This window comes from Mycobacterium sp. NTMscope_Eco_3, from assembly GCF_976985685.1.
In genome coordinates this window covers 3,953,393-3,978,515 of sequence record NZ_CDRJYZ010000001.1, presented here as the reverse complement: position 1 = coordinate 3,978,515, position 25,123 = coordinate 3,953,393, and the positions used below count along the sequence as shown (strand labels likewise).

Below are 25,123 nucleotides of genomic sequence, written 5' to 3'. Positions count from 1 at the left end.
GCCTGGGAAGTTGAGGCCACGAAATGGCTGAAAGACCCAAGGCTCGCCCCCGGGCGCCGGGACCGAGCGACATCGTCGCGGAGTTGGCTGCCGCCGGATTCGACAACGCGCGCCAGATCGCCCGAGGCGCCGCCGGCGTGGTGTATCGCTGTCACGAGACTGCGCTCGGGCGAAACGTCGCCATCAAAGTGTTGCCGACATTCGTCGACGACGAGAGCCGCGAACGGTTTCTCCGCGAGGGCTACGCCATGGGTGGGCTCTCGGGGCATCCGAACATCGTCAACATCCTGCGCGTCGGCGTCACCGCGGGCGGCCGGCCTTACATCGTGATGTCGTACTGCGCCGCCGGTTCCCTGGGCCTCCGGGTGCAGCGGGAGGGGCCGATCGCCTGGCCCGAAGCCATGCGGATCGGTGTGAAATTGTGTGGGGCGCTCGAAACCGCCCACCTGTCCGGCACTTTGCACCGCGATATCAAGCCCGCGAACGTTCTCGTCAACGACTACGGCGAACCGCAACTCACCGACTTCGGGACGGCACACGTCGCCGGGGGATACGAAACGGCGTCCGGGTTGTTCTCTGGCACAGTCGATTTCCTCGCACCCGAGGTGATGACCGGCGATCCGGCGACGGTCGAGACCGATGTTTACTCGCTGGGTGCCACGCTCTATGCCCTCATTGCCGGCAACCCTGCATACGAGCGCCGCAGCGGCGAAGACCTGCTCGCGCAGTACACCCGGATCAGGAGCACGCGGGTCCCGGACCTGCGCCCCAATGGGATCCCCGACGCGGTGTGTTCGGCGGTCGAGAAAGCGATGCGGATCGACCCGGCTGAGCGGCCGGCCTCGGCGGCGGAGTTCGGCCGCGGATTGCAGGAGAGCCTGCGGCGCAACGGATTAAAGCCCGATTCCATGGCGATCACCGCCGCCGGTGCGGGTCCGGGACACACCGTGCGGCCGGTGCCGAGACCGCCGAGGATTGCCAAACCGGGCCCACGGATTGCCGGCCCGGAAAGCGCCACCTCGCTGATGAACGCGCTGGGCAATCGCACCACCTCGACGCCACCGCTTCCGCCGTCACCACCGGCCGGCCGGCAACCGGGACGCGCACCCGCTGCCGCGCGCGGCCCGACCACCTCCGAGCCCACCCAAGCGATCCCCCAACCGACAAGTGTCACCGACGCCATCGCGCCGACGAGTTCTACCGACCGAGGTCCGGGCACGCCGCGCGCATTGGCGACCGGAGCCGTGGCGTGGCCCAAGCCGTCGCAAGCGAAGCGAAACCGCGTTACGGCGGCGTTGATCGCCGTGGGGATCGTGGTGGCTGTGTTGGTGCTGGGCAGCGGCGTCTACGTGCTGCTGACCCACGGCAAGCGGCACCCCGCGGCCGCCGCGAGCCGGCCGGGCCAGGCATCGGTGAAGTGGCAGCCGATCACCAACGCGCGCATTGCGCGCGACGCTGCGGCCACCACCCAGGCCGACGGCACGATCTGGATTTTTGGCGGAATCGGAAGCGACCACGCGGTCGTCGCGAACCACGAGGGGTACGACCCCGTCATCGACGGCTGGAAGAGCGGCGACGACCTCCCGGTGCCGGTTCAACAGGCCATGTCCGTGACGTGGCAGGGAAACCCGATTGTGCTCGGCGGTTGGCGCGGCGCGGGCGCGCAAAAGGTTGCCAGCGACCAGGTTTGGCGTGTGGTCAACAGTCATTGGGTCGAGCTGCCCCACATGTTGCAGCCCCGAGCGGCAGCGGCGGCGGCCGTGGTGGGCGACCGCATCATCGTCACGGGCGGTGTCGACGCAAACGGAGCGCTGCTGAACTCCACCGAGATCTTCGACGGCAACACCTGGACCCTCGGCACCCCCATCCCGACCCCGCGACAGATGCTGGCCGGCGCGTCGGACGGAAAGCTGGTGTACACCGTCGGCGGAACCAACGGGAACACCGACCTGGTGGCGGTCGAGGCGTATGACCCTGCCGCGAAGACCTGGACGAAATTGCCCGACCTTCCCCAGCCGCGCAGTGACTTCGGCGTGGCGATCGCCGATCGGCGCCTGGTCGCCGCGGGGGGACAGGCGGCCGGGCAAGTCCTCAAGAGCGTGGCGGTGCTCGATCTGTCAACGAAGACGTGGGAAGCCTTGCCGGACATGGGAACTGCGCGCCACGGCATGGCGGTCGATGCGGTGGGGAAATCGATCTACGCCATCGGCGGGTCGACGGCCGTCGGCGACGGCCAGGTGACCTCGACGGCCGAAGCGTTGCAGTTGCCGGCGCGCCTAACCCAGCCGGTCGCGCAGTGGCGTTCCCTGCCGGACGCACCGACGCCCAGGCTGATGACCGCCTGGACCGTGCTCGACAACAAGATCTGGATCATGGGCGGACTGCGCGACGGCGCCGCGCTGCAGACGGTCGAAAGCTATGACCCGCGCACCGGCGCCTGGCAAGCACAACCCCCCTTGCCCGTCCCGCTCCACCACGCCGCGGCGGCCGCCTATCGCGGCGAGGTCGTGGTACTCGGGGGTGCCAGCAGCGATCTCACGCAGGCGTCCACCAAGGTGTTCGCGTTGCGGGGCGGCCATTGGGTGGAGTTGGCCGGCCTCACCCACGCTCGGGCGGCACCGGCCGCCGCGGTGGTCGGTGACAAGCTGGTCGTCGCCGGCGGACAGAACGCCAAGCAGCTCGTCGGCCAGACCGAGGTCTTCGACGGCAGCTCGTGGCACGACGCGGCCAACATGCCCACCCCGCGCGAACACCTGGCTGCGGCGTCCGATGGCACCTACATGTACACGGTCGGCGGGAGATTCCTGTCCTCCGACAAGAACTCCGCGGCGTTCGAACGGTTCGACCCCCAAGCCGGCACCTGGACCAAGTTGGTGGACATGCCAACTCCGCGTGGAAGTTACGGCGCCACGTTCATCGATGGCCGAATCGTGGCGGTCGGTGGTGAGGAACCAACGCAGGTGTTGGGAGTGGCCGAAATGTACGACATCGCCGAAGCGAAGTGGACCACGCTGCCCCCGCTGCCGACTCCGCGTCACGCCGAGGCGGTCGCGACGGTCGGCAACACCGTGTACTGCATTGGCGGCGCGAACCGGCCCACCCACGAAGGCCCCGTCGCGACGGTCGAGGCCTTGGACTTCGTCTAGCGACGGATCAATGGCGCTTGAGCCGGCTGCGCCACCCCACGACGCCCGCGTACACGACCGTCAACAACACGAGCATGCCGACGTCGAACAGCCATGTCCCCACCGTGTGTTTGAAGTGGCGGTCTTTCGGCGCGAGCGGCCCGGGCTCGATCGTCCACAAGTCGACGGTCGAAGCCTGCGCCGCGTACCCCCAACGGGAGGGCACCGCCCACGACATCTGATCCAGCCCGACCCGGTTGGTGACCGGGACCATCCCACCGCAGAGGACCAGCTGCAACATGAGGGACACCACCAGCAGCGGCATGATCTGCTCGTTCGACCGCGCCAGGGAGGACAGGACGAGGCCGATCATCGCCGCGGCCACGCACATGGCGGCGGTGGCGACGTACAGCTCGAGCGTGGCGCTGCCCAGGAGCAGCGCCGGCCGGGTCGGCGCTCCTTTGCCCAGAATGGTGATGGTGGTCGCGATCGCCGATTGGACGACGGCGAACACGAAGAAGACCGCCATCTTCGCGAGCAGATAGGCCTTGGTCGACAGGCCGACCGCCTGTTCGCGGCGGAAGATGGGGCGCTCGCCGATGAGGTCGCGGATCGTCAGAGCGGTGCCCATGAAGACGGCGGCCATGGTCAGCAGCATCAACACCGATCCGGGTTCGTCGGACCCGTCGCCGTTCGGGTCGGCCACGCGGAACCCCGTCGAGCCGGGGACGGTCAGCGACAGCGCGCCCATCACGAACGGCAGCAGCGCCAGGAAGATGAAATAGGCGCGGTCGGCGACGATCAGCCGGATCTGGCGGCGGGCGATCGTCGAGAACTGACGCCAGGTGCTGGAGCGCGCCGGGGCACCGAGATCGGCCGGCTTGTCCGCGTCGGGTACGGGAGGCGGCGGTTTGGCTTGGGCCAGGAATCGACGGTTGGCTTCGTCGGGGTCCGCGCCCACCATCCCAAAGATCTTGGCCCAGTTGGTGGTTCCCATGGTGGCTTCGATGTCGTCGGGCGGCCCGCAGTACGCGGTCTTGCCGCCCGGAGCCATCAGCAACACCTGGTCGCACAGATCGAGGTAGCTCAGCGAGTGCGTCACCACCAGCACGACGCGGCCGGCGTCGGCGAGTTGCCGCAGCATCGTCATGACCTGCAGGTCCAGCGCGGGGTCCAGGCCCGACGTGGGCTCGTCGAGGATCAGCAGTGACGGCCCGGTGAGCAGCTCCAGGGCCACCGAGGCGCGTTTGCGCTGCCCGCCGGACAGCTTGTCGACCCGGGTGTCGGCGTGCTTGGACAACCCGAGTTCCTCGATGACCTGCGCGACGACCTGTGCGCGGTCGGACTTGCTGGTGTCGGTCGGCAGCCGCAACTCGGCCGCGTAGTTCAGCGCCTGGGTCACCGTGAGCTGGCGGTGCACGACGTCGTCTTGGGGCACCATCCCGATCCGGCTGCGCAACGACGCGAACTGGGCGTGAATGTCGTGGCCCTCGAAGGTGATCGAGCCGGACGTCGGACAGGTGGCGCCGGCGATCAGCCGGGACAACGTGCTTTTGCCCGCTCCCGACCCGCCGATGAGCGCGGTCAGCGTCCCGGGCCGGGCGGTCAGGGAGACCTTTTGGATCAGCCGCTTGTTGTCGACCTGAAAGTCGACCTCCCGCACCTCCAGCCCGCCGGTGCGGGTGGCCGCTTCGGCGCGGCGGAGCAGGATTTCGCCATTGAAAACGAGGTCGACGTTGCCGATCGTGACCACGTCACCTTCGGTCAGCGGCGCCGACAAGATGCGGGTGCCGTTGACGAAAGTCCCGTTGATGCTTTGCGCGTCATGGATCTCCATGCCGGTGGGGCTCGGCACCAAGTAGGCGTGATGGCGCGATGCCAGGACGTCCGAGATGACGATGTCGCTGTCTTCTGCGCGACCGATGATGGCGGCCCCCGCGGGAGGCGCCCCGAGCTTCGATCGTGACCGCTGCACGGCGCGCCGGAGGTTGGCACTGTCGAACCCCGAGGCTTCGAGCGTTTCTGCCCCTATTTCGGTGAGCGGCTGGTGTCCCGCCGGCCGCGGCGGGCCGACCGGCTGCGGTGCCGGGTAGGGAGGACGCGGTGGCCGGCCGGGCGGCGGATAGCGCGGCGGGGCGGGCTGCGGTCGCGCGATGTGGGGCGGCGAGATGCCGGGCCGCCGTGGCGGTTCCGGACGAGAAGGCCTCGGGCCGCCCGGCGGCGCGATCACCGGTGCCGCCTCGAGGGTGGGTGGTAGTTGGCCGACCGCCCCGTCGTGCCGACCGATCCCAAAGCTCAGGCGCGGCCCGTCCGGCCTCGCGAGGTTGATGCTCTGACGGTCGTGGACGTCGACCACCCGTACCCGGTGACCATTGACGAAAACGCCGGAGGGCGAACCGTTGTCGATCGCGATCCATTTGGACCCGTCGAAGCGCAGCAGCAGGTGGGCGCGGGCGATCAGTGGATGGGCAACGCGCATGTCGGCACGGAGGTCACTTCCGACCACCACATCGTGGCCCGGCGCGAAGCTGCGCTGTGACCACTCCGATTGAACCGTCAGCACGGGCGGTGCAGGCCTACTCATCACATAAGTATTGGACTCGCCGCCAGCAAACGCTCACTTTTTCGCTTTATAGGTGCAGATGGACGGTCTCGCCGCCTCAGCTGCGCGCGGTGTTCTCGGTGATGATGTCGCACGCCGTGTCGTAAAACGCGCTGATCAACGTGGAGAACGAAAGCTGGAAGGGATGAATCATGTAGACATCCAGGTGCTCGAGGCGCCAGTCGGGCAGCACCGGCACGATGCTGCCGTCCCGCAACTCGGTGGTGACGATGATCTGGCTTGGCATCGCGCCGACACCGAGTCCGTGCAGGATGTACTGCTTGCACACCTGGAAGTTGTTGGCGCGTGCCCGAACCATCGGTGCGAGCTCATGGCGCCGCTTGTTCTTTGCCATGGTGAGCTTGCGCGGTGCCTCGCTGACTCCGCAGTCGATGAACGGCACGGTCTCCAACTGTGTGGGGGACGTGATGGGTTCGGGTAGTGAGCGGATGAACTCGGGCGATGCACAAAGGAAGAGTTCGAGGCTGAAGACCTTGCGCGCGATCAGCGTCGAGTCTTGCAGAGGTCCCGTGCCGAAAACCACGTCGTACCCGTCGTGGACGGGATGAACGTCGTTGTCCACCAAGCGGATATCCAGCCGAGAGTGTGGGTACTGCTGCAAAAATCTGGCGCCGACCCGTGACGCGTAGTCGATGCCGACGAAGACCGGGATGGCAACGCGCAACTCGCCCTGCGGCTCGAGCTTGCTGCCTTCCACCAGCGCTCGCACCCCGTTGGCTTCGGCCAGGATGTTCACGCCGTGGCTGTAGATCTTCTCGCCCAGGTCGGTGACGGTGAGCTGATGCGTGTTCTTGCGCAGCAGCTTGATCCCGAGGTCCGTTTCGAGCTTGCTGAGCTTGCGGCTGACGGTGGACTTGGGCATGCCGAGCAGCGTTGCCGCCTTTGACAGGCTGCGGCACTCGACCACCTTGCCGAATACCAGCAAGGCGTCGAGGTCGAACGGCAGGTTTTGCTCCACGTGGTGTTCCAAAATTGCAACAGGGTGTTGCAATTGAAGGCCTATTTGCGCATTTGGTCAAGTGCTACCTTCGGCCGAGAGGCGGAGGAGGGCCCGATGAGTCAGGACGTCTTGGTGACGAAACCGTCAAGCGGGCACTGGACGGACGCCTATCCCGAATTAGGCCGTGGCCCAGTGTCACTCGAGGACTGCGTCTCAAAAGAGTTCTACGAGAAGGAACGCGAGCACATCTTCAAGAAGACCTGGCTCTACGTCGGACGGGTCGAGCGAGTGCCGAAGTCGGGAAGCTACTTCACCCGTGAGCTGAGGTTCCTCGACACGTCGATCATCATCGTTCGGGGCAAGGACAACGTGATCCGCGCCTTCCACAACATCTGTCCGCACCGCGGCAACAAGATGCTGTGGGAGGACGACCCGTTCGAGGAGGTGCAGGGTCGCGCCCCGGTGCTGTACTGCCGATTCCACGGCTGGCGCTACAAGCTCGATGGCTCGCTGCACGCAGCCACCCGCAAGGATCTGCTGCTCGACTTCGACGCCGAGAGTTGCCGCGTGCCGGCGATCCAGTGTGAGGTGTGGGAAGGGTTCATCTTTGTCAACCTCGACCCGCACAACACCGAGCCGCTGCGGTCCTACCTCGGCGAATTGGCCCACGGCATCGAAGGCTATCCGTTTGCGGGGCCACACCAGGTGTATCGGTTCAAAGTCGAATTGCAGTGCAACTGGAAGATTTTCGTCGACGGATTCGCCGAAAGTTACCACGGGCCGTATCTGCACGCGTCGTCGTTCGGCGCTCTCACCGCGGAGGCCCGAGACGCCTTCGACCAGCCGAACCCGTTTACCGATGCGCTGGCCTACCAGCTGAAGGGTCCGCACCGGATGTTCTCCTTCGCCGGCGAGCCGTCACAAAAGACGCCTTACTCCAAACCCATTGAGTGCGTGATGGAAGCGAGCGCGGCCGGTCCGTGGAACAAGCGCACCGACCGCGGTCCGATGCCGCCGGGACTCAATCCCACTCGTTCGGAGAAGTACGGCTTCGACTCGTTCCAGTTCTTCCCCAACTTCGTGGTGATCTTCGGTTCGTCCGGTTACAGCACCCACACGCACTGGCCGACGGGCCCGCACTCGCACATCTTCGAAGTCGAGATGTTCTACCAGCCGCCCAAGACGCACAAAGAACGGCTGGGACAGGAGCTCACGGTGACTTTCCTCAACGACATCATCCTGGAGGACGCCAGCCCCTCTGAAGGACTACAGGCGATGCTCAACAGTGGCGCACTCACGCACTTCACGATGAATGACGAGGAGATCCTGCTGCGTCACCTGCACAAGGTGGTGGGTGACTACGTGGCGGCCGGCGAGAGGGCAAAGGCCGGCCGATGAACACCCGTTTGCCGCAGGAGTTCTCGGCGATCGAGCACCTGGTGCCCGAGTGGGCCATCGAAGATGGGCATGAGCGCTACGTGAAGCGGGTGAACAGCTCCATGGCCGAGATACAGGCGTTCTACGACGAGGTGTTTCCGCACGCCGAGGAGGCGGTCGCCTACATCGACAAGTTCGACTATTCCGAACCGCTGCCCGAGGACGTCGCGAACCTGCGCAATCTGCTGTACTCGTTGATCACGGTCTCGTTGGCGGTGGAGCTGTGGAGGCAGCCGCGGGTAAAGCATTCGGCGACCACGATTCTCACGAGATTGAGCTGACGCATGGGACTGTCCACCACACGACTCGACGTCATCGACTGCACACCGTTGATCGGCAGCGAGATAAAGACCGATCTGGACACGCTGCTCAGTGGTCGCGACGCCGGCGCGATCCGCGCGATCCTCGAGCAGCGAGGGGTGGTCTTCTTTCGTGGACTGCAGATCAGCGACGAGCAGCAGGTCACTATCGCGAAAACCCTTGGCAGCATTGTGCAGAACGAGGGGGAGGGCGGGATCTACAAGATCTCGCTCGACACGAACGTCAATCAGCGGGCCGAGTACCTGAAAGGCTCGCTGTTCTGGCATTTCGACGGCTCCCTGCAGCCCTATCCGAATTTGGCCACGCTGTTGCGGGCCATGAAGCTGTCGGACTCCGGCGGTCAGACCGAATTCTGCAATACCTACGCGGCCTACGAGGATTTGCCGGAGGCCGACAAGGAGGCGATCGCCGGGCTTCGTGTGGTTCATAGTGCGGAGCGCTCGCAGTACTACGTGCGGCCCGAGATGAGCTACGAGGAGATCGCGTTCTGGCAGAAATCGCCCACAAAATCCTGCCCGATTGTGTGGACCCACCAATCCGGGCGCAAGTCGTTGCTACTCGGTGCGACGGCGGACTACGTGATCGACCTGCCGGTGGAAGAAAGCCGCGCATTGCTTGCGCGACTTCGTGACTGGGCGACTCAGCCGCGCTACGTCTATCGCCACGAGTGGCAGCTGGGCGACCTTCTGATGTGGGACAACACCGGGACCATGCACCGGGCGCTGCCGTATGCCGCCGACAGCGGTCGGCTCATGCACCGCACCGTCCTTGCGGGTGAAGAGCCGCTGGATTGAAACTCGGCATCGCGACACCCGTCGTCACGAACGTCGCCGGCGCAGCCTTGACGTGGGAGCAGACGGCCACCATCGAAGACATTGGTCGCGTCGCCGAGACGGCGGACGGCCTTGGCTATCACCACCTCACCTGCAGCGAGCACATCGGCATACCGTCGGCCGAGGCCGCCCGCCGCGGCTCCCGGTACTGGGACCCGCTGGCCACCCTCGGCTACGTGTCGGCACGCACCAGCCAGATCCGGCTCGTCACGATGACGCTGGTGCTCGGTTATCACCACCCGCTCGCGATCGTAAAGCGTTATGGCACATTGGATCACGTCAGCGGCGGCCGGGTGATTCTCGGCGTCGGTGTCGGGAGCCTCAAGGAGGAATTCGACCTGCTGGGCGCGCCGTTCGACGACCGGGGTGCTCGTGCCGATGATGCCCTGAAGGCGCTGCGGGCGGCGTTGCCCACCAATGAGCCGGTGTATGAGGGCGAGTACTACTCGTTCGGCGGGCTCACCATCGATCCCTGTGCGCTGCAGCCACATATGCCGATCTGGGTCGGCGGGCGCACCAAGCGCTCGTTGCGCCGTGCGCTCACGCTCGCCGACGGCTGGTGCCCGTACTACGTGTCCATTGCCACCGCCGCCGAGTGGCTGCGGGCACGAGAGCTGCCGGACGGCTTCGAGATCGTCTTGCCCGCCGACCAGCCACTGGACCCGGTGGGGGAGCCGGCGAAAACCGAAGACGCGCTGCACTCCATCGCCGCAGCCGGGACCACCACGTTGTCGGCCAGGTTCATCCACCATTCACTCGAGCACTGCCTCGAGCAGATTCACGCGCTGGCCGAGTTGCACGCCAAGGCGTTCTGACCGGCAATATCAGAACGGCCACTTCGCAGGTGGGAGACGCTTAATCTCCTGACATGGACCGCTTCATTCAGTGGACGTGGGATCGGTTTGGTCCGCGTTATCTCCTGGCGTGTTGGGCGCTTGCGTTTTTCATTTCGCTCCCGATCTACTCCGTATTCATATCGCTGCCGGTCGTCGTGTTCGAGAAGTCCGGTCGCTACATCGAGGTCGGAACCGTCACCATCGGCGCGGTAGTGGTGCTTGCGTGCATCTTCATTCTTCCGGGTCGCCGGTGGGTGCGCCCCGCGGAGCAGTGGGCTGCTGGCCACCACGTCGATCGGGCGGCAGCGCTGGAGGGCACCTATGTCTACGCTCGCAGGGCGACCGTGCGAGCGATCTGGGGCGCCGCTGTCTGGGGCGCCACGCTGGCGGTCGTCGTCGGTGTGATGGTCGGGGCGCGTGGGACGCGGCTGGTGCAATACGGGATCGTGGCCGCTGTCGTGGTAGCGGCGATCCAGCTGGTCGCCTATCACAACATCGTGGAAGGAGCGTTCCGCCCAGCCCGGATCGCCCTCGCCGGTGACACGGAACTTGGCGATTCGCTGCCACGCGCCCGCCCGACTTTCGCCGGGCGATCGAACGTGTCGGTGGTTGCCGCCACGTTCGCGTACGCCGCCGGCGGAGCATTGCTCGCCGGAATGGCCAATGTCAGTGCCGCCCCCATCCTTTCGATCCTGATCGGGGGTGCGATGGCGGTTGCCTTCGCGGTACCGGTGACCGTCGGTTTCGGATTCTCTAGATCAATGCAACCCATACGCGACCTCGCCAAGGGTGCCGAACGCGTTGCGGCAGGCGACTATAGCCAGCGCCTACCTGTCGTCCAGGACGACGACCTCGGCGCCCTGTCCGCGTCGTTCAACCGCATGCAGGCGGGTTTGGCTGAGCGGCAACGGCTTCAGGGCGCGTTCGGCACCTACGTCGATCCGGCGCTAGCGGCGCGGCTGCTCGAACAGGGCGACGACGTGTTTACTGGTGAGCGCCGCGAGGTGACCGTGATGTTCATCGACATTCGCGATTTCACCCCGTTCGCCGAAGCCAATACCGCCGAGGACACCGTCGCCCGGCTCAACTCGCTGTTCGAGATCGTCGTGCCCGCCGTCGTCCACGCCGGTGGGCACGTCAACAAGTTCCTTGGCGACGGAGCCCTCGCCGTATTCGGCGCACCGAACGACCTTGCGGGACATGCTGATGCCGCGGTATACGTCGCCGTCGGGATCCAGCGGCTCGTTGCGGAGCGCTTCGGTGGCGCAATGCGGATCGGCATCGGGATCAACACCGGGGTGGTGATCGCCGGCACCATCGGCGGTGGCGGCAAGCTCGAGTTCACGCTGATCGGTGACACCGTCAACGTCGCTGCGCGCGTCGAGCAGCTCACCAAGGCCACGGGCGACGCGATCCTGCTCACCCAGTCGTGTGTCGACGCGCTGGCTTCGCGACCTTCCGGCCTCGTCGATCGAGGGCCCCACACGTTGAAGGGCAAATCTGCCGCGGTGCAGGTCTTCACAGTTGACCCAATGCGCTGGTCAGCGTGTTGACCCCCAAGAGGTGAAGTGCGCGGTCCTACGCAGCAAATTAAGATTCGGACCGCAATCCCGGCGAGCGGAAGGGAACATTCGTGGCAGATGGATTGAAGGTCGATCCCGCCGCACTGCACGTGGGCAGCAACGACATGTTCAATGCGATCGGCGAGGCCGCGTTGGATTTCTTCAGCCATGAGGACGGCCTGGCGGCGGCCGCGCCGGGCTGGATCGGATCCTCGGAGCTGGCGCTGGGTGAGCTCGCGGCGCGCTGGCAGGCCCGCCACGACCATCACCAGCTGCAGGTGGACGGCCTGGGGTCGCACGTCGCCGAGGCGATGCTCGGCTACCTCACCAACGAGGACGAGTCGGCGCGAGCTTTCCGGTCGGTGCGGGAGTAGGGGTCACGAGTGGGGCAGCTGACCCCCAATGACGTCAAGCGTTGGGATCTCGGCGCGATCCAGAAGGTGTTCGAGACCGCCAACGGACGCGCCAACACCTTGCAGCTGTTGGGGGAGAACCTCCAGCAGGTGCATAACGTTCTCAGCGGCTGGAAAGGGGAAGCCGGAGAGGCGTTTCGCGCTGACCTCGGTAGGGCTCGGCGTGACATCGAGGCCGACGGTCAGGAGTCCCGGCAGGTAGCCGCGGCGGTGGCACGCGCCGAGGGGGATGTGAGCGCATGCAAGCGCGAACTCGAGGACATCGAGCGGACCGCTGAGGCCAATGGCTGGACCATCACGCCGGATTGGCGAATCGACGTGGGCGACACGTGGATTGGGCACGATCCCGTAGAATTTGCCGCCCAGCAACAGCTACTGCAGGATCAGCTCATTGCGTTGAACGTGCACGCCCACAGCGCCGACCACGAGCTTGCCGCTGCCGTCCGCTTTGCCGTGGGCGAAGTCCCACTGGATGCCAGCGGTCAGGCGCCAAGTGGTGGCGCGCCGGGGCAAGGTCCGCCCAATCCGGCGGCAGGGCGCAACCCACGGACGTTGCAAGACATGCTGTTGCCGGCCGGTCCCGCAGACGCTGGGCCGGACGGTGCCTCGCCGAAAGGCCCGCCGCTTCCCGCCGGCGCCGTGGGCAAGCCGTTGTCGCTGCAAGACATGCTGTTGCCTGCTGGACCTGCCGCACCCGGGCGCGGCGGTGTCCCGCCGCCGCGGCTGAACTCCGCAGATGTGGAGAGTTTCAAGGCGATTGCGCGCCAGACCATGATTCGCGACGGTGTGCCGCCGAATCAGATCGAGGCGCGGCTGAATGACGTTGTGAGCCAGACACAGCAGTGGATTGACAATGGGATGCCCAACTACGTTCCCCCCGAGCCGAAGGCCCCGCCGCCACCGGGATTTTCCGAAGGCTTTAGTGACCGTTGGTTCGCTACCGAGCAAGGGATCAAAAACCTTTTCGGGCAGGGAGGTCCCGGAGCTCCAAGTGTGCTCAAGTCATGGGAGCAGATGCTCAAAGGCACCGCCACGACGGCCCTGAACCCCGTGGGCACCGCGCTAACGGAAATCAAGAGCGCAATGGACTCCCCAAGTCTCGCCTACTATTTGGGCGGCGAGACCTCCGACGTGGCCACTACGCTGCCCACGATGCTCTTTGGCGGCGAAGGAGCAATGGTTAGAGCGGGGCTCCCGGCTGAAGTCGTCACCGAAGGCGGTGCGCCTTTGGCGGTTGTGCGCGGATGGAACCCCACGGGCGGGATGACCTGGGACGACTTTGCGTCCCAGTTCGGCACCCCGACATCGCGGAGCTACCCATTGAACGATGGCTTCCCGTTAGGCTATGAACCCCAGCCCGCGCGGCTGCCTGAGGGTGCCATCATCGACAGGTTCGGATCCGAATACGGCCGGTACCTTGCGCCGGATGGCACGCCGTTCGCCGATCGCGCCTTGGCGCCAGAATCTGTTGGGGGCGATTACAACCGATACATGGTGACGGGACAACCGCTGCCGCCGGGCTGGCAAGTCGTAGAAGGTCCAGTGCAGCCGTATTATGGCCAGACGCCGTCGCCCGGCAGCCTTCAATACATGATCTTGGGTCCGGATGGCGTGGAAGTGAGCGTAAAAGAACTCGTCGACAGGGGGTTCCTTGATGAATACGGACCGCGCCTCGGACGATAAATCTGCGGCACTTCAAAGTGAAATCGATCGTTTGTCGGAAAGGCTCGGGGTCCGTCCCATGCCGGTTGGGTTCAGAACGACCGATGGCTTGAACATTTTCTGTGCCGACGACGGCACATATCACTTCACTTTCTACGAGCGCGGAAAACTCGGCTTCGACCGGGTAGGCAGCCTCGATGACCTTCTCTACTGGTACACCGAGGGCGTGGTTACGAGCCAAGCGGCAAAACAAGTGGGAGACCGAGCGGAACGTTTCAAATACGAGTATCAAATTTTGAGTCAATTCGATGTTGACTGGGCGAAGAGGCGGGTGCGTGACCTCGCAGCGATCTTCCATAATGGTCAGCCAGAAGACATTTCATTACTCCCGGACATTGGCGAAGCGCTATGACACCAGCAGACCCCGCCTAGCTATTGGTCCAGCGATCAAACGTGGCCTCCATGTCAGGACAGAATGTCCCGACGGCAGCCCCCATGATCTGGCCCGCTTGCGCGGCCGCGTAGCCATTGCTCGCCACCGTCGGGTAGATCGTGTCGAAGTCGGTGCCGCCGCGCGCTTGCTGACAGACGCTGTTCCCGATATCGACCATCCTGCCCGGATTGTCGTACGGCACATGCAGCACGTTCAGGGTGTGCAGATAGGCGCCGACGGAGATGGGATCGGGGTCCGCGTGGGCTGTCGGCGCGAGCGACACCAGCCCGGTCAGCGCCGCGGCGATCAGGGCCGACTGAGACAAGGTCTTGAGGATCATGCCGTGGCCGATGCAGGCCGACGCTCTCGGGTCCATGGTCAGGGAGCGTAAATGCTGTGTAGCGAAGTTTTACGTGTTTTCGGCGATCCACGTAGTGGTGAAGCGCAGCATCTCGGGGATGCCCTCTGCCAATCCGGCGCCGATCGATTTCTCGAGTTTGCCGGCCACCAATGGGATTTTGACGTTCACCTGAAAGGCGGCGCGCAGTTGCGAGCCGCTGTCATCTGTCGGCGCCAGCCACGTATCCGCATGGCCTGATCCCAATCCGCCCGAGGCGGACACGGTGACCCGCCCACGCACCTGGCCGTCACCGTCGGGACGCCACATCTCGGTCTGCACGATCTTCACTTCACCGGTAACGAATTTGGCGACCAGCCCGGGCAGGATCTGACGACCTAGGCGTTGGGTCGTACGCACCGTGACGGTGCCGCCGGGGTCGGCCACCAGTGAATCCAAGGTGGTGTCGGCGGCGCCGGCGGCGATGCGGGCCAGCCAATAGTCCTCGCGGCCGAACGCGGCATGAATTTGCTCGACACTGGCGGGCGACTCGGTCAACACGTCGAAGGAGCGCGACATCAAACCATTCTTGCAGAGGCGGATGACCCGAGGCGGTGGGTGCTGTCTCGGACCTAAGACTCGGACTCAGATCCCAACAGCCGCAACGGATGCAAGCCATCAACATTGCCGACGAACGGCGGGTGGATGCTGTAGCCGAGCATGCGGCGGATGTCATCGGAGACGGTGCGCGCGATCTCGCGCGACACCGACAACGTATAGGCTTCCATCGGCCGCAGCCACGGTTCACAGTATTGAGCGGTGATCGCAAGCCGCTCGTGGGCAGTGTTGTTGGCGCCTCCGCCATGCCACAGGGTGCCGACGAAGAAGACGCACGAACCGGCGGGCATGACGACGGGCAACGCCTGGTCCTCAGCGTCCGGCCTGCGCTTACCCCAGCGATGGCTGCCCGGGTACAGGACCGTGGCGCCGTTGTCGGCGGTGAAGTCGTCGATCGCCCAGATCGTGGCGGCCGCCAACGGCGCCCGCGGGCGCGGAATCGGGTAGAAGCCGTCGTCATGGTGGGCCAGTTGCGCAGTCTCGCCGGGCTGAATGTTGATGGCCTGCAACGCCGAAAGCAGATAATTGGGCATCAGCAACCGGTCGAGAGCGGCGAGTACGCGGGGATGGTCGACCAGCCGGTCGCACACCCGCGTCCTGCTCAGCACGCTGTAGATCCGCTGGGTACGCCGGCCCTCGAAAGAGTTCCGTCCGGTGTGCCCGAGCCAAGGCCGCACGGTCTCACGGATGTGCCCGCATTCCTCGGCGCTGAGCAGATTCTCCCAAATGACGTACCCGTCGCGGTCGAGCGCGGCCATGTCGGCCTCGACGACCGCGCTGTCGACCGAGCTTCCGCCCGTCGGCGTCCGCCTGTAGCGCTGCGCCAGGTCGCCCCGAAGGTCCTCCAATGTGGTGACGGATTCGTCGTCGATGCTCATTGGTGCTCGTCCTTAGTCCACTGGCACTTCTGCCCAGACTAGGCCGAGTCCGGCTCGACTCACACCCAATCGCCCGCGTGTTAACCCCGAAGCCCGGTGATGAAGCGTTGCACGCTTCGGCCCAGCGACCGTGGCACGTGGTCGGGATCCATCAGCTCGTTCTCGGCCAGCGGGCCCGCCTCATCGGCCACGGTGCGCTCGGTGAAGGGCTGCAAGGTTTTGCCGTCGCCTCGAAGCGCCTCGATGGCCGTGTGTACCGATCGGTGTTCGGCTACCGCCCCTTCGAGCTCGCCCGGCGGCACACCCAGGTGCTCGGCCACCAAACCGTTTCGCACGGAGACGATTTCGCGGCGCACATCATCATCATCGGAATGGGCCGGTCGCGCCTCGATGGCCACATCGCATTCGCTGTCGAACCCCATCGACCGGTTGTTGAAATTCGATGACCCGATCCGCAGCAGCCGATCGTCGACCACCAGCACCTTGGAGTGGATGTAGATCGGCGCGCCGCGGTCGGTCACCGGCCAGTAGACACCCAACCGGTCATGCTCGTCGGCCTCCCACAGCTGTTGAAGCAGGCGGTGGCGTGCGCTGTCCATCGTTCCCCGCTCGAGCGGGTTGTTGCCCTTACGGGCAAGCACGATGACGATCTCCGGGCCGTCGGCTTCCCGTAGTCGCGCAGCCAAAGCTTCGGCGATGGTGCGCGACGCCAGGTATTGGTTCTCCACGTAAATGGTGTCGCGGGCCGCCGCTATGGCGGCGAGGTTGAGCGCCTCGACCTCGCGGACCTCGGGGCGATCCTCCAGTTCGGGCAGGGTGAGCGCGATCCCGACGTCCACGTTGCGCAGTGTCGGTTCCAGCTTGCCGGGCCACGCGCTGTGCCGTGCCTCAACGGGTGCCAACGCTTGTTTCGTCGCCGTCTTCCACCGCGCCAACGCTTGCTCGCCGACGGCCCGCGCCGCCTCGCCGTCGACCGCGGCCCCGACGTCGTGCCGCGGCCCGTAGCTGCGGCTCCCCGTGCGGCGCTGACGGTTGACATGCTCATGGGAGCGGGTGTCCCATCGGTCGAGGGTGAGGTCGATGCCGCCGCAGAACGCCACCGCGTCGTCGACGACGACGATCTTCTGGTGATGCACCGAGCCGAGCGGGTGGACGCCGTCGATGGCGAAATGCATTCGCTTGCTGCTGATCTGGTTCACCAGCGATACCGGGGCAAGTCCGAACCACAGGCCATCGAACGCCGGGAGCAGGCGCAAATTGGACTTCAGCAGATAGATATCCAGACCCGGCCGTTTCCACAGCATCCAATAAAGGAAGGTGCCCAGCTGGTTCGGGCCGGGCAGCGTCTTGTGGCCGCGCTCGAAGGTCACCCGGGAGTCGAAATCCCAGCCGATCAACATGATCCGGTGGCGGGCGCGCAGCATCGCCGCCTTGACGTGTTTGAAGTAGTCCGCCGCGTCGACGATGGGGGCGAACCTTTCGGCGCGTGCCGTGCGCCAGCACGTCTGGCCGGGCGTCAGCAGTCGGTCGTCCTGCACGCCGGGGCTCTCAACGACGTTGATGGGTCAGCGCGGACATAGCCACTGTGTACCACACCCAGGCCCTTCGCCCAGGCGGCCCTATATGAGGATGGAGCCATGCGCATGACTGCAGTGCTCACGAGTTTCGTCGCCCTCATCGGTGTGGCCACGCCTGCGCACGCCGATCCGGCCGGCGACTCGGCCTCCGATGCGAGCTTTTTAGCCGCGCTGAACAAGGCCGGCATCACCTATGAAAGCCCGGCCACCGCCGTGGGGGTGGGCAAAAGGGCATGCGAGCTGATGGACGAGGGCCATCCCCAGGTCGACGTCATCCACAACGTGTCGTCGAGCAATCCAGGATTCACGGTGGACGGCGCCGCCCAGTTCACCATGATCGCGGCGAGCGCCTATTGCCCCCAGCACCTGGGGCAACCGGTCGGCCAGGCGACTAGCCCGACTGGAAGCTGAGCTCCACCTCGGAGCGGGTGCGGACCTGATCGGTGCCGGGCACGTAGGTCGGCGCGGTGTGGGAGACGGTGGTGCCCCCCTTGACCCGGGCCTGCGCCTGCCGAAACTCCGGAGCCGGGCCCGACGCGGCGTTGATCCCGTTGATGATCGACCACACCGCGGCACGACGGGCGGTGCGTTCGATGATGTTGCAGTCACGGTGCTGAAGGAGTTGCTTAGCCCATTTCGGCATCGTGTCGCGAATGGCCCAGTCGACGGCGGCCTGCGGCATGGCGACGTTGGGGCCGGTGCCCATCGCTTTCCCATGGGTGACAGCCAATTTCGGCAAGTACGACTCCAGGCACTCGAGCGTCTCGGCCTTGGTCGTCGGCAGATCGGTGCCACCCAGGGCATGTCCGACCCGGACGAACTCACCGTAGTAGCGGTCGAGTTTCTTGCCGCGCAACGGCATTGGGTGATACAGCTCGTGCGCGGTGGCCAGCCCCCAGACGACCGTCGCATAGTTCCATCGCAGCCACTCGGGATCGTCGGCGTCGTAGCGGGCTCCGTCGGGACGAGTGCCCTTGATGGTGTGGTGCATCGCGCGCACCGACGCCGCCAGGCGCTCGGCGGTTTCCGTCGACCCGTACGCCGTGCCGATGAAGAACGCGACCGAGTGGCCCAACCGCGTCGCGGCGCCTTCGGGGTCGATCTGCGGCACCCGCGATATCGGGTTTCCGTTGCTGTCGCGCTTGATCAGTCGCGAATGGTGCATGCCCATCCAGTAGATCGACGGGTCCAGGGACTCCATGAAGGCGGCGCAATACAGGCCGAAGATCAACGCGGGCAGGTGCGAATGCACGCGCCACACGGCGCTGTCGGGACCGAACCAGCCCGGATCGCCGACGGGCGCGGCGAACTCCATGCCGCGGAAGAAATGCCGCCGCATGGTGTCGTCCAACCGCTTGTTGATCAACTGCCCGACTATCTGGTGTGGCAGGAACACAAATCACTCCCTCGGATTTCTGGTCACGACTGTAACCAGAATATGTTTTGGTTACAGGCGTGACAAGACCCACGCCGCGTCGACCTACGCTGTAGGGATGTCGAGTCCCACCCGCTGGGCCGGTGTACCGCTCAAGGACCGCCGCGCCGAGCGTCGTGCGCTGCTGGTCGAGGCCGCGTACCGCCTGTTCGGCAGCGCCGGGGAGGCGGCCGTCTCGGTGCGCTCGGTCTGCCGGGAATGCGGATTGAACACCCGGTACTTCTACGAGAGCTTCGGTGACACCGACGATCTGCTCGGCGCGGTCTACGACCGGGTGAGCGAGCAGCTCGGCGAAGTGATCGCGGCCGCCATCGACGAGGCGGGGGAATCGCTGCGGGCCCGGACCCGCGCCGGCATCGCGGCCGTGCTGGGGTTCTCCTCGGCCGATCCGCGCCGCGGCCGCGTGCTGTTCACCGATGCGCGCACCAACCCGGTGCTGGCCGCCCGGCGCCGCGCCACTCAGGACATGTTGCGCCAGGGTGTGCTGACCGAGGGCTGGCGTCTCAACCCGGGTTCCGATCCGGTGGCCGCCGAGGTCGCCGCGGCGATGTATACCGGCGCGATGGCCGAGCTCGCCCAGCAGTGGCTCGCAGGTCATTTGGGCAGTGATCTCGACGCCGTCGTCGATTACGCTCTGAAGCTGGTGTTGTGGTAGCGGGGAGTGCGGTGATGGGCCAAATCGAACATGCGATGGACCCCGTTCGGCGCATCCTGGGGCACAAGGTCAGCGTCGGCGCGCTGATCGAACTCGCCGTGTGGCTGGCGATTCCCTACCTCTGTATTGGGTTCGCCTGGACCGTTATTCACCCCGAACAGACTCAGCGAATTCAGGCAAGGATAGAAGTGGTGTCGCCCGCCGCCGCCGATGCCATCGCGTTCGGGGTCGCCACGGTGCTGTGGCCTGCCGCGCTGCAGATCGCCGATGCGTGCCCGACGCCATGACCGACTTTCGGATCGAATGCGTGCGCGAGACGGCCGTTTGCTCCTAGGCTCTCAGACCATGTCAATCGACCGGTTCGGCCTCTCCGCGGGCACCATTCGGCTCGCCTCCGGCATTTCGTTTCTCGTTGATCCTCTGCGCGCAAACAAGTTGTGGGGCGACCCGGACGAGCCGACGCCGACGGCGCGACTGTTGCTGCGGTCGATGGGTTATCGCGATGCGCTGATCGGTGCCCTGCTCGCGGCCGCGGCGCTGCGCGGGAAAAACACCCGCGGCTGGTTCCTGGCCTCCGCCGGGGCCGATGCGGCCGACCTGGTCGGCGGGATGAGCGTGCACCGCGAGTTGAAGCCCTCGCAGCAACTGATCGGCCTGGGCGGCGCCGCCGTCGGGATCGCCACCGGGCTGTGGGGCGCGGTGCGTCCGACCAAGCGGACGGGCGAGGCGCCAGCGCCTGCCTGAATGCTGACATCCGAGCGCAGATGCGGTTGACTGAGCGGCATGGGCTTCGGTGTGCTGACGTTTGTTACCGACGAGGGCATTGGTCCGGCGGACCTGGGGAGGGCGCTCGAGCAGCGCGGGTTTGAATCGCTCTTTCTTGCCGAGCACTCGCACATCCCGGTCGACGCGAAAACTCCGTACCCCAGTGGCGGCCCGATTCCGCGGAAGTACTTCCGCACGCTGGATCCGTTTGTCGCGCTGACGGCCGCGGCGGCGGTCACCGAGAGGCTCGTTGTGGGCACCGGCATCGCGTTGGTGCCGCAGCGCGATCCGATCCACACCGCGAAAGAGGTGGCGTCGCTGGACCTGGTGTCGCAGGGACGATTTCGCTTCGGCGTGGGCGTGGGATGGCTGCGCGAAGAGATCGCCAACCACGGTGTCGATCCCGCGGTGCGGGGACGCGTGGTCGACGAGCGCCTGGACGCGATGATCCAGATCTGGACGAACGAAAAAGCGGAATTCCATGGGAAATTCGTGAACTTCGACCCCATCTACAGCTGGCCCAAGCCCGTGCAGCAACCGTATCCGCCGCTGTACCTGGGCTGTGGACCCGCGGGCTTCAAACGTATCGCGCGGCTCAACGCGGGTTGGCTCTCGATGACGGGCTCGGTGCAAGAGCTATCGCCTCAGCTGGACCAGCTGCGCGAGCTGGTCGGCCAGAACGTGCCGGTGATCCACTTCCATGGCGGCGCAGCCACGGCGGCAGAGCTCGAGGGCTACCGAGATCTGGGATTGCAACACCTCTTGGTGAACCTGCCGACGGAGCCGCGGGATCAGACGCTGCAACGCCTCGACGCGTTGCACGCCGAGTTCGGCAAGCTAGCGTAAAGCTAAGTGCCGCAGAAGGTTTGGTACTTGCCGAAGTCTTCGGGGGCGGGGCTGGCGTAACGCTCCAAACCGGGTCGCTCTGCATACGGCTCGGTCACCGCCGCCAGGAGCCGCTCGAAGGGGCCGAGGTCGCCGTCCGTCGCCGCGGTGAGGGCCTCCTCGACCAGATGGTTACGCGGAATGTAGATCGGGTTGGCGCGGTCCATCGCGTCGGCGTCGGGACCCAGGGCCGTCCAGCGCGCCAACCAGTCGTCAAAGCCGGCCAGGTCCATGAACAGTCCGCGCGCGGGCTCGGCATCACCATTCGCCGCCCGGCCGAGCCGGCGGAAGAACGACGTGTAATCGACGTGATTCTGCTTGAGCAGCACGAGCAATTCCTCGACCAACGCCGTCGCGAATTCGGCGTCGACGCCGGCGGAGAGGCCGAGTTTGGCGCGCATCCCGGAGGCCCACACCGCGTCATAGCGGGCTTGGAACACCCCGAACGACTGCTCCGCCAGTGCGATGGCTTCCTCGGTGCTGTCCGAGAGCAGCGGAAGGAGTGTCTCGGCGAAGCGCGCGAGGTTCCAGCCGGCGATGGCCGGCTGGTTGCCGTAGGCGTAGCGGCCCCAGAAATCGATCGAGCTGTAGACCGTGTCGGGGTCGTAGGCCTCGATGAAGGCGCATGGTCCGTAGTCGATCGTTTCGCCCGAGATCGTCGTGTTGTCGGTGTTCATCACGCCATGAACGAATCCGACCAGCATCCAGCGGGCGATCAGCGCGGCCTGGACCGCGACGACCGCTTCAAACAGCGCCAGGTAGGGGCGTTCGGCCTCGGCCGCGCCGGGATGGTGGCGGGCGATCGCGTGGTCGGCGAGGCGGCGTAGCAGCTCCTTGTTGCCGGTGGCCGCCGCGTATTGAAAGCTGCCCACCCGCAGGTGGCTGCTGGCCACCCGGGTGAGCACCGCCCCCGGCAGTGTGGTTTCGCGATAAACCGGCCGCCCGGTGCCGACCACTGCCAAGGCTCGTGTCGTCGGCACGCCCAGAGCGTGCATCGCCTCGCTGACGATGTATTCGCGCAGCATTGGTCCCACCGCCGCCAGGCCGTCCCCGCCGCGGGCGAACGGCGTGGCGCCAGAACCTTTCAGGTGGATGTCGCGCAGCCGCCCGTCGGTGCCGACGAGCTCGCCGAGCAGCAGCGCACGCCCATCGCCTAATCGCGGGACGAAGCCGCCGAACTGATGCCCCGCGTAGGCCTGCGCGACGGGGGCGGCCCCGCTGGGCACCCGGTTGCCCGTCAGGAAGCGCAGCCCGTCGTCGCCGCGCAGCCAGGCGGCGTCGAGCCCAAGCCCTTCGGCGAGCCGGTCGTTGAGCACGAGCAACCGCAACTCGGGAAACGTCTCGGCTTGCCAGCGGACCGCCATTTCCGGCAATTCACGGAAAAACCGGTCCTGCAGGGCAACGGTGGTATCCGGGGCAACGCTCATTTGACCGAGCCTACGGAAATTCAACCGATGGCTTGCCCGATGAGGTCGCGGGCGCGATCGAGCATGGAGGCAAACGGGCCGAGCGCGAAATTCAGCTTTGCCGACTCCACGCCCGGGTGGGGGTGGGTTGGGGCGATGGCCTCGGCGGCGCGCACCGCCGTTCCCATCCGCTTGAGATCGTCGGTGTCGAGCTGTTGCGTGAGGACCGGGAATTCCTCGGTCTCCTCCTGCTTGGCGTGCTCGAGCACGGCTTCGCGCAGTTTGGTGAGTTCGTCGATGAACCGCTGCGAGGTGACGTCGAGCTGCTCGATCTGTGACAGCAGCTCCTTGGCCTCATGCTCTTCCTTCAGGCGGGCGTCGACGAGGGCTTCGCCGTCGTCGGCCTCCTTGCGTGCGCGCGGATGCACGATCATTTCCTCGGCGGTTTCGTGTACCGCCAGCAATTGGCGCAGCGCCGCGAACGGCTCCTCACGCGCTTTCGGATCCGTGGCGTGCAACACCTGGTCAAACATGTCCTCGATGAGGTTGTGCTGTGCTTTCAGGAACGCGACGACCTCGTCGGGCGACTGGATAATCATGTCGGCCATCGCCGATACCTCCAGTGAATTCGGGAGTTGTGAAACGCACGCTGGGCTGTGTGCGGCTTCGCGACGTATACCCGCTGCGCACGCGGCCAAACGGCACCCCGCAGTGCGGGACGCATTCCGCGGGACGCGCCAAAACCGGAAGACGTTGGGGAACAACGTATTTCGATACCGGACCGGTGTCCACCCAAATCCCCGTCAGGCGCGCAGCGCCCGACGGACATCTGGGTGAGACGAAGGGTTAGACGCCGCGGTCGCGAGGGGAGACCGGTCCGACGCCGGTGCCGGCAGCGGTGTCCTTCCGGCGCATCAGTCCGGCGAGCCCACCCAGACCGAGCAGGCCAACGAGGCCCCACAGCCCGCTGTTGTCGCTGTGCTGATCGTCGTTGTGGTCCGCCAACGTCGTTGTAGCGGGCGACGGCGCCGGAGCACTCGGGCCGGCGGCATTGGCGACACCGGCTCCTCCCAACAACAGCGCCCCAGTGGTTGAAACGATGGCGATGGTCCTACGCATATTTACTCCTATGGATTTTCTCGGTCGAAGGCCAGACGGCTGATCGAGATACATTTGGAGACCAGGGTGCTCTAGTCTCCGCAGAAAGACGTGCGACAACGGTCGCGACGTCCAAGGGGACGGCTACCCCGCGCTGCCACCGGGAAACGCGACCGCGGGCCGGTTTCGTTTGCTGGCCGGTCCAGTGATTCGCCGCTCCGGTCAGGAACTCGGCCGGCGCCGCGGCCGAGTCGCCATGGCGTCCGCGGGGCTTGCCCGACCGATTGTTCCGGGACATCGCTACGGTTAAGGACACACGTCCACCATTTGAAACCACGAGAAGACGACAGATCAGCCGATATGGACGAACAGGTCAACAGCAGCGCCGCCGAATCCGAAGACATCGGCTCTCGCATCGACCCGGTACTGGCCCGGAGCTGGCTCCTGGTCAACGGCACGCATGCCGACCGGTTCCAGTCCGCGGTGCACTCCCGCGCCGATATCGTCGTTTTCGATATCGAGGACGCCGTCGCGCCCAAGGACAAGCACACCGCACGCGACAACGTGGTGAGTTGGCTGGGCGCCGGCAACGTCGACTGGGTCCGCATCAACGGCTTCGGCACCCCCTGGTGGGCGGACGACCTGGCCGCCCTTGCCGCGACGCCGGTCGGCGGGGTGATGCTGGCGATGGTCGAATCGGTCGACCACGTCACCGAGACCGCGAAACGGCTCCCCGATGTGCCGATCGTGGCCCTGGTCGAAACGGCGCGGGGCCTCGAGCGCATCACCGAGATCGCGGCGACCAAGGGAACCTTCCGGCTGGCGTTCGGCATCGGGGACTTCCGCCGCGACACCGGTTTCGGGGACGACCCGGCGACCCTGGCCTACACGCGATCCCGCTTCACCATCGCCTCCAAGGCCGCCGACCTGCCCAGCGCGATCGACGGCCCCACCATCGGCTCCAATCCGCTGAAACTGATCGAGGCCACGGCGGTCTCCACCCAGTTCGGGATGACCGGCAAGATCTGCCTGACGCCCGACCAGTGCGCCGTCGTCAATGAAGGTCTATCCCCGTCGCAGGACGAAATATCTTGGGCGAAAGAGTTTTTCGCCGAGTTCGAACGTGACGGGGGAGAGATCCGCAACGGCTCTGATCTGCCCCGCATCGCGCGCGCGACCAAGATTCTCGAGCTGGCTCGCGCGTACGGCATCGAGGCCTTGGACATCGACGAGGAAGAACGCGATCACTCACCCGCGCCGTCGGACACCTATCACTACTGAGCG

At 65.8% G+C, this 25,123-nt stretch carries 25 protein-coding genes; 15 read left to right on the top strand and 10 right to left on the bottom strand.

Translation table 11 applies throughout. The features are described from left to right. Nucleotides 1-23 precede the first annotated feature (23 nt). Complete coding sequence (locus AC0KTM_RS18325) at nt 24-3,146, top strand: Kelch repeat-containing protein (RefSeq protein WP_472416325.1); 3,123 nt, start codon at nt 24-26, stop codon at nt 3,144-3,146. 7 nt (nt 3,147-3,153) lie between these two features. Here the strand turns inward: AC0KTM_RS18325 and AC0KTM_RS18320 are convergent, their stop codons facing one another. After that, nucleotides 3,154-5,709 (bottom strand): ATP-binding cassette domain-containing protein, encoded by a 2,556-nt coding sequence (locus AC0KTM_RS18320; protein WP_472416323.1) that lies wholly within the window; start codon nt 5,707-5,709, stop codon nt 3,154-3,156. A gap of 76 nt (nt 5,710-5,785) precedes the next feature. After that, on the bottom strand, nt 5,786-6,706 hold the full coding sequence (locus tag AC0KTM_RS18315) for a LysR family transcriptional regulator (protein WP_225326436.1): 921 nt from the start codon (nt 6,704-6,706) through the stop codon (nt 5,786-5,788). Between the two features lie 96 nt (nt 6,707-6,802). Here AC0KTM_RS18315 and AC0KTM_RS18310 point away from each other — a divergent pair, with 96 nt between their 5' ends. The 8 genes from AC0KTM_RS18310 to AC0KTM_RS18275 all read left to right on the top strand — a co-directional run bounded on the left by AC0KTM_RS18310 (nt 6,803) and on the right by AC0KTM_RS18275 (nt 14,164). Continuing rightward, the gene (locus tag AC0KTM_RS18310; RefSeq protein ID WP_225326437.1) at nt 6,803-8,086 is read left to right on the top strand and encodes an aromatic ring-hydroxylating oxygenase subunit alpha; all 1,284 of its coding nucleotides are present in this window, start codon (nt 6,803-6,805) and stop codon (nt 8,084-8,086) included. Next, a complete protein-coding gene (locus AC0KTM_RS18305; RefSeq protein WP_225326438.1) occupies nt 8,083-8,406 on the top strand; it encodes a hypothetical protein in 324 nt (107 codons plus the stop codon). The genes AC0KTM_RS18310 and AC0KTM_RS18305 overlap by 4 nt, the downstream gene beginning before the upstream one ends. Nucleotides 8,407-8,409: 3 nt before the next feature. Then, a complete protein-coding gene (locus AC0KTM_RS18300) occupies nt 8,410-9,240 on the top strand; it encodes a TauD/TfdA dioxygenase family protein (protein WP_472416321.1) in 831 nt (276 codons plus the stop codon). Then, nucleotides 9,237-10,094, top strand: coding sequence for a TIGR03619 family F420-dependent LLM class oxidoreductase (locus AC0KTM_RS18295; protein WP_472416319.1), 858 nt, complete (start codon nt 9,237-9,239; stop codon nt 10,092-10,094). The genes AC0KTM_RS18300 and AC0KTM_RS18295 overlap by 4 nt, the downstream gene beginning before the upstream one ends. 53 nt (nt 10,095-10,147) lie before the next feature. Further along, nucleotides 10,148-11,668, top strand: coding sequence for an adenylate/guanylate cyclase domain-containing protein (locus AC0KTM_RS18290; RefSeq protein WP_238956594.1), 1,521 nt, complete (start codon nt 10,148-10,150; stop codon nt 11,666-11,668). An 80-nt stretch (nt 11,669-11,748) separates the two neighbouring features. Further along, nucleotides 11,749-12,051: an RNA 2'-phosphotransferase gene (locus AC0KTM_RS18285; protein WP_225326442.1), complete on the top strand. Its 303-nt coding sequence runs from the start codon at nt 11,749-11,751 to the stop codon at nt 12,049-12,051. 9 nt (nt 12,052-12,060) lie between these two features. Beyond that, a complete protein-coding gene (locus AC0KTM_RS18280) occupies nt 12,061-13,773 on the top strand; it encodes a TNT domain-containing protein (protein WP_238956593.1) in 1,713 nt (570 codons plus the stop codon). Between the two features lie 58 nt (nt 13,774-13,831). Continuing rightward, a complete protein-coding gene (locus AC0KTM_RS18275) occupies nt 13,832-14,164 on the top strand; it encodes a hypothetical protein (protein WP_308011528.1) in 333 nt (110 codons plus the stop codon). A 16-nt stretch (nt 14,165-14,180) separates the two neighbouring features. Here AC0KTM_RS18275 and AC0KTM_RS18270 read toward each other — a convergent pair whose 3' ends face one another. The 4 genes from AC0KTM_RS18270 to AC0KTM_RS18255 all read right to left on the bottom strand — a co-directional run bounded on the left by AC0KTM_RS18270 (nt 14,181) and on the right by AC0KTM_RS18255 (nt 17,556). Continuing rightward, nucleotides 14,181-14,561 carry a DUF732 domain-containing protein gene (locus tag AC0KTM_RS18270; RefSeq protein WP_238956592.1) on the bottom strand — a complete coding sequence of 127 codons (381 nt, stop codon included), beginning with the start codon at nt 14,559-14,561 and terminating at the stop codon, nt 14,181-14,183. A 33-nt stretch (nt 14,562-14,594) separates the two neighbouring features. Beyond that, the gene (locus AC0KTM_RS18265) at nt 14,595-15,101 is read right to left on the bottom strand and encodes a DUF2505 domain-containing protein (protein ID WP_238956591.1); all 507 of its coding nucleotides are present in this window, start codon (nt 15,099-15,101) and stop codon (nt 14,595-14,597) included. A 53-nt stretch (nt 15,102-15,154) separates the two neighbouring features. Continuing rightward, on the bottom strand, nt 15,155-16,018 hold the full coding sequence (locus AC0KTM_RS18260; RefSeq protein WP_225326447.1) for a phytanoyl-CoA dioxygenase family protein: 864 nt from the start codon (nt 16,016-16,018) through the stop codon (nt 15,155-15,157). 80 nt (nt 16,019-16,098) lie between these two features. Continuing rightward, nucleotides 16,099-17,556 (bottom strand): phospholipase D-like domain-containing protein, encoded by a 1,458-nt coding sequence (locus AC0KTM_RS18255; RefSeq protein WP_238956590.1) that lies wholly within the window; start codon nt 17,554-17,556, stop codon nt 16,099-16,101. Nucleotides 17,557-17,661: 105 nt separating this feature from the next. Between AC0KTM_RS18255 and AC0KTM_RS18250 the strand changes: the two genes are divergently transcribed. Then, nucleotides 17,662-18,006: a DUF732 domain-containing protein gene (locus AC0KTM_RS18250; protein WP_225326449.1), complete on the top strand. Its 345-nt coding sequence runs from the start codon at nt 17,662-17,664 to the stop codon at nt 18,004-18,006. Here AC0KTM_RS18250 and AC0KTM_RS18245 read toward each other — a convergent pair. Next, a complete protein-coding gene (locus AC0KTM_RS18245) occupies nt 17,987-18,991 on the bottom strand; it encodes an oxygenase MpaB family protein (protein WP_238956589.1) in 1,005 nt (334 codons plus the stop codon). The two genes, AC0KTM_RS18250 and AC0KTM_RS18245, sit on opposite strands and share 20 nt — an antisense overlap. A 97-nt stretch (nt 18,992-19,088) precedes the next feature. Between AC0KTM_RS18245 and AC0KTM_RS18240 the strand changes: the two genes are divergently transcribed. Genes AC0KTM_RS18240 through AC0KTM_RS18225 form a run of 4 tightly spaced genes read left to right on the top strand, consistent with a single transcriptional unit; the run spans nt 19,089 to nt 21,296 of the window. After that, nucleotides 19,089-19,685 (top strand): TetR/AcrR family transcriptional regulator, encoded by a 597-nt coding sequence (locus AC0KTM_RS18240; protein WP_238956588.1) that lies wholly within the window; start codon nt 19,089-19,091, stop codon nt 19,683-19,685. A gap of 14 nt (nt 19,686-19,699) precedes the next feature. Continuing rightward, nucleotides 19,700-19,972, top strand: coding sequence for a hypothetical protein (locus AC0KTM_RS18235; protein WP_238956587.1), 273 nt, complete (start codon nt 19,700-19,702; stop codon nt 19,970-19,972). A 58-nt stretch (nt 19,973-20,030) separates the two neighbouring features. Continuing rightward, nucleotides 20,031-20,429, top strand: coding sequence for a DUF4267 domain-containing protein (locus tag AC0KTM_RS18230; RefSeq protein ID WP_238956586.1), 399 nt, complete (start codon nt 20,031-20,033; stop codon nt 20,427-20,429). A 39-nt stretch (nt 20,430-20,468) separates the two neighbouring features. After that, on the top strand, nt 20,469-21,296 hold the full coding sequence (locus tag AC0KTM_RS18225; protein WP_472416317.1) for an LLM class F420-dependent oxidoreductase: 828 nt from the start codon (nt 20,469-20,471) through the stop codon (nt 21,294-21,296). A gap of 2 nt (nt 21,297-21,298) precedes the next feature. Here the strand turns inward: AC0KTM_RS18225 and AC0KTM_RS18220 are convergent, their stop codons facing one another. The 3 genes from AC0KTM_RS18220 to AC0KTM_RS18210 all read right to left on the bottom strand — a co-directional run bounded on the left by AC0KTM_RS18220 (nt 21,299) and on the right by AC0KTM_RS18210 (nt 23,860). Further along, nucleotides 21,299-22,762, bottom strand: a complete 1,464-nt coding sequence (locus tag AC0KTM_RS18220; RefSeq protein WP_238956584.1) for a protein adenylyltransferase SelO — start codon at nt 22,760-22,762, stop codon at nt 21,299-21,301. Between the two features lie 20 nt (nt 22,763-22,782). Then, complete coding sequence (locus AC0KTM_RS18215) at nt 22,783-23,349, bottom strand: hemerythrin domain-containing protein (RefSeq protein ID WP_225326456.1); 567 nt, start codon at nt 23,347-23,349, stop codon at nt 22,783-22,785. Between the two features lie 238 nt (nt 23,350-23,587). Then, complete coding sequence (locus AC0KTM_RS18210; protein WP_225326457.1) at nt 23,588-23,860, bottom strand: WGxxGxxG family protein; 273 nt, start codon at nt 23,858-23,860, stop codon at nt 23,588-23,590. 339 nt (nt 23,861-24,199) lie between these two features. Here AC0KTM_RS18210 and AC0KTM_RS18205 point away from each other — a divergent pair, with 339 nt between their 5' ends. Continuing rightward, nucleotides 24,200-25,120, top strand: coding sequence for an HpcH/HpaI aldolase/citrate lyase family protein (locus AC0KTM_RS18205; RefSeq protein ID WP_238956583.1), 921 nt, complete (start codon nt 24,200-24,202; stop codon nt 25,118-25,120). Nucleotides 25,121-25,123 lie beyond the last annotated feature (3 nt).

Bases quoted from the DNA above. Each gene is read 5' to 3' on its own strand.
- AC0KTM_RS18325 (WP_472416325.1), top strand. From the start codon at position 24: ATGGCTGAAAGACCCAAGGCTCGCCCCCGGGCGCCGGGACCGAGCGAC.
- AC0KTM_RS18320 (WP_472416323.1), bottom strand. From the start codon at position 5,709: ATGAGTAGGCCTGCACCGCCCGTGCTGACGGTTCAATCGGAGTGGTCA.
- AC0KTM_RS18310 (WP_225326437.1), top strand. From the start codon at position 6,803: ATGAGTCAGGACGTCTTGGTGACGAAACCGTCAAGCGGGCACTGGACG.
- AC0KTM_RS18305 (WP_225326438.1), top strand. From the start codon at position 8,083: ATGAACACCCGTTTGCCGCAGGAGTTCTCGGCGATCGAGCACCTGGTG.
- AC0KTM_RS18300 (WP_472416321.1), top strand. From the start codon at position 8,410: ATGGGACTGTCCACCACACGACTCGACGTCATCGACTGCACACCGTTG.
- AC0KTM_RS18290 (WP_238956594.1), top strand. From the start codon at position 10,148: ATGGACCGCTTCATTCAGTGGACGTGGGATCGGTTTGGTCCGCGTTAT.
- AC0KTM_RS18275 (WP_308011528.1), top strand. From the start codon at position 13,832: ATGCCGGTTGGGTTCAGAACGACCGATGGCTTGAACATTTTCTGTGCC.
- AC0KTM_RS18270 (WP_238956592.1), bottom strand. From the start codon at position 14,561: ATGGACCCGAGAGCGTCGGCCTGCATCGGCCACGGCATGATCCTCAAG.
- AC0KTM_RS18265 (WP_238956591.1), bottom strand. From the start codon at position 15,101: ATGTCGCGCTCCTTCGACGTGTTGACCGAGTCGCCCGCCAGTGTCGAG.
- AC0KTM_RS18260 (WP_225326447.1), bottom strand. From the start codon at position 16,018: ATGAGCATCGACGACGAATCCGTCACCACATTGGAGGACCTTCGGGGC.
- AC0KTM_RS18250 (WP_225326449.1), top strand. From the start codon at position 17,662: ATGACTGCAGTGCTCACGAGTTTCGTCGCCCTCATCGGTGTGGCCACG.
- AC0KTM_RS18240 (WP_238956588.1), top strand. From the start codon at position 19,089: ATGTCGAGTCCCACCCGCTGGGCCGGTGTACCGCTCAAGGACCGCCGC.
- AC0KTM_RS18235 (WP_238956587.1), top strand. From the start codon at position 19,700: ATGGGCCAAATCGAACATGCGATGGACCCCGTTCGGCGCATCCTGGGG.
- AC0KTM_RS18230 (WP_238956586.1), top strand. From the start codon at position 20,031: ATGTCAATCGACCGGTTCGGCCTCTCCGCGGGCACCATTCGGCTCGCC.
- AC0KTM_RS18225 (WP_472416317.1), top strand. From the start codon at position 20,469: ATGGGCTTCGGTGTGCTGACGTTTGTTACCGACGAGGGCATTGGTCCG.
- AC0KTM_RS18220 (WP_238956584.1), bottom strand. From the start codon at position 22,762: ATGAGCGTTGCCCCGGATACCACCGTTGCCCTGCAGGACCGGTTTTTC.
- AC0KTM_RS18215 (WP_225326456.1), bottom strand. From the start codon at position 23,349: ATGGCCGACATGATTATCCAGTCGCCCGACGAGGTCGTCGCGTTCCTG.
- AC0KTM_RS18210 (WP_225326457.1), bottom strand. From the start codon at position 23,860: ATGCGTAGGACCATCGCCATCGTTTCAACCACTGGGGCGCTGTTGTTG.
- AC0KTM_RS18205 (WP_238956583.1), top strand. From the start codon at position 24,200: ATGGACGAACAGGTCAACAGCAGCGCCGCCGAATCCGAAGACATCGGC.